Raw genomic sequence first — 2,019 nt, forward strand, 5'->3', positions numbered from 1 at the left:
GCAGAGCCTTCGCTCCGTCCCGCGCCCATTCGCCATGCTCCCGAATTTTCGATAAACTATTCCCTCGCGCCCGTAGCTCAGCTGGATAGAGCATCTGCCTTCGAAGCAGAGGGTCGGGGGTTCGAACCCCTCCGGGCGCGCTTCTTTGAGACTTCCTTTACAATCGTTTCAAGTCATGCCCTTCCGATCACTTCCAACTGGAGGGTCCTGAACGAGGAACTGCCCGAGAACGCCGTTCACCGAAACCCTGGTGACGGGAGTCGCTCGCTCAAGCTACCCCGTTCAATCGAAGTTCAGAGAAGGCCTTGGTTTCGCTCGAAAATCGCACATTAAAGAAGCAGGTGCCGCCATCCAAAACAACGACCTCTGCTCGCGTCCAATAATTTGGGGCCACGCAGAACAGATTGAAATAGACATATTTGTGCCCGGCGATGACCACACCAACGTACTGCCTCTTATATGTTTTGATCTTGCTCAGAATTTCCCTGATGCGTGCATCGTGTGAACGGCCTAGGAACGGTATCAATTCATGTTCAGCCACCAGCACGTCGGATTCTGATGGCGTCCAATAGCGCACTCCCTTTGGAAATTGCGTTTGAAACGCCTTCATGTCCGCTGGGAAAATGACCCCGTCAACGCCAGTAGCGTGGACGGGAATTGGAGATGTGAATTGTCCTCCTTGAGTCGATGCGCAGAGGGAAATCATGGGGATAAGAACAAAAAATCCAATTCCCGAAAGGGTTTGTCGAAGCATGATCTTTAGACGCCGATAAGAAGAGGCGGGTGGCCTAACCTCAGCGATCTTGATGTCGGAGGTGCCCCCACCGGTTTGTGAGCGTGGGACCGTTGCCGTCGCACCATCCTGTCACTCTCCACTCATCACTCGTCACTCGTCACTGTTTCTCCCCTACCTGTCCTGAGGACAGTTTTGGGACGGGTTTTCGACCTGTCCTCTTTTCCGCCCCCAGACCAGTATCTTTTTTTTCTCGCCTCCTGCTACCATTCCTCGATGAACACAGTCTACATCCCGTTTTTCTCTCGAAAATCCTCTCAGCCATCCGCCGCCAGTCGCGCTTGCCTACATACGCCTTTTTTGTCGAAGGTGTCTCGCTCTCGACGCCCGACTGTTGACTATCGCCTGCTTTCTAATCGGGAACGAAAATCGAGTCAGAAAATCCTAAGTCCCTCACAATCCACCACTTGCGATTTTCTAATCGGGAAGAATTTCAATACTTCCGCTTCTGCGCTTGGGGCTACCGCTTCCATTCCCCTCACGGCCCTGAAGAAATTAGAAATTGCGCTAACTCGCACCAAATCAATCACATCCAATTTTCTAATCGATAATCTCGGAGCATGTCTTACGCGACGTCCGCCGCAGCTGCCTTCTGCGGAGGCGGATCGGACCTCCAAATCTGAAGTGTTCACCCTGAGCGAAGTCGAAGGGTCCCCTTCGTGTCAGCAGACTGCCGTGGCCTTCTCCTCTGCCTCTTTTGCTTCCTTTGCCTCATCCACCTCCTGCATTTCTAATCGACAAATCCCGGAATTAGAATCGCCTGTAAGTCATAGAAAACAAAGGATCGGACCCCTTTCTAATCGACACAAATTCGCATTTTGTAATTTCCGCTCTTTGTCTTTCCCTGCCTCCTTGCCTCCCTGCCTCTCTGCTTCCTCTCCTCTTCTGATCGCAAATGACACGCACAGTCGTAAATTGCCAAGTGCCCGAAATCAAAGCACTTACCATTTTCTAATCGCAAATGAATTTCAATGTTGCGATACGCATCCAAATGCCCTTTCCTGTGCTTCCTGTGCTTCCTTTGCCTCCTCCGCCTCCTCTGCCTCTCTGCCCCCTGCTCCTCCATCCTCCGCGCGAGTGAATGTCACGCCTTCTGATATACTGCCCGCGCAAATTGAGCCTGCCTTCCGGCGAGACTCGATGAATTCACCGATAACACTTCACCCCGGCTTCGCAACTCCCGAAGGAACGCGCCGCTACGCAGCGAAATTCGCCGGACGCGCGGC

General features: G+C 52.7%; 1 protein-coding gene and 1 tRNA gene. One reads left to right on the top strand and one right to left on the bottom strand.

Annotated features, from left to right (window positions below; translation table 11 throughout):
- Window positions 1-66 precede the first annotated feature (66 nt).
- Window positions 67-140: transfer RNA gene (locus tag VGS11_05205), tRNA-Arg, on the top strand.
- Window positions 141-268: 128 nt separating this feature from the next.
- On the opposite strand, the gene VGS11_05210 is transcribed toward VGS11_05205, so the two are convergent.
- The gene (locus tag VGS11_05210) at window positions 269-754 is read right to left on the bottom strand and encodes a hypothetical protein (GenBank protein HEV2119485.1); all 486 of its coding nucleotides are present in this window, start codon (window positions 752-754) and stop codon (window positions 269-271) included.
- Window positions 755-2,019: the final 1,265 nt, after the last annotated feature.

It is taken from the genome of Candidatus Bathyarchaeia archaeon (assembly GCA_035935655.1).
GTDB lineage: Archaea > Thermoproteota > Bathyarchaeia > 40CM-2-53-6 > 40CM-2-53-6 > 40CM-2-53-6.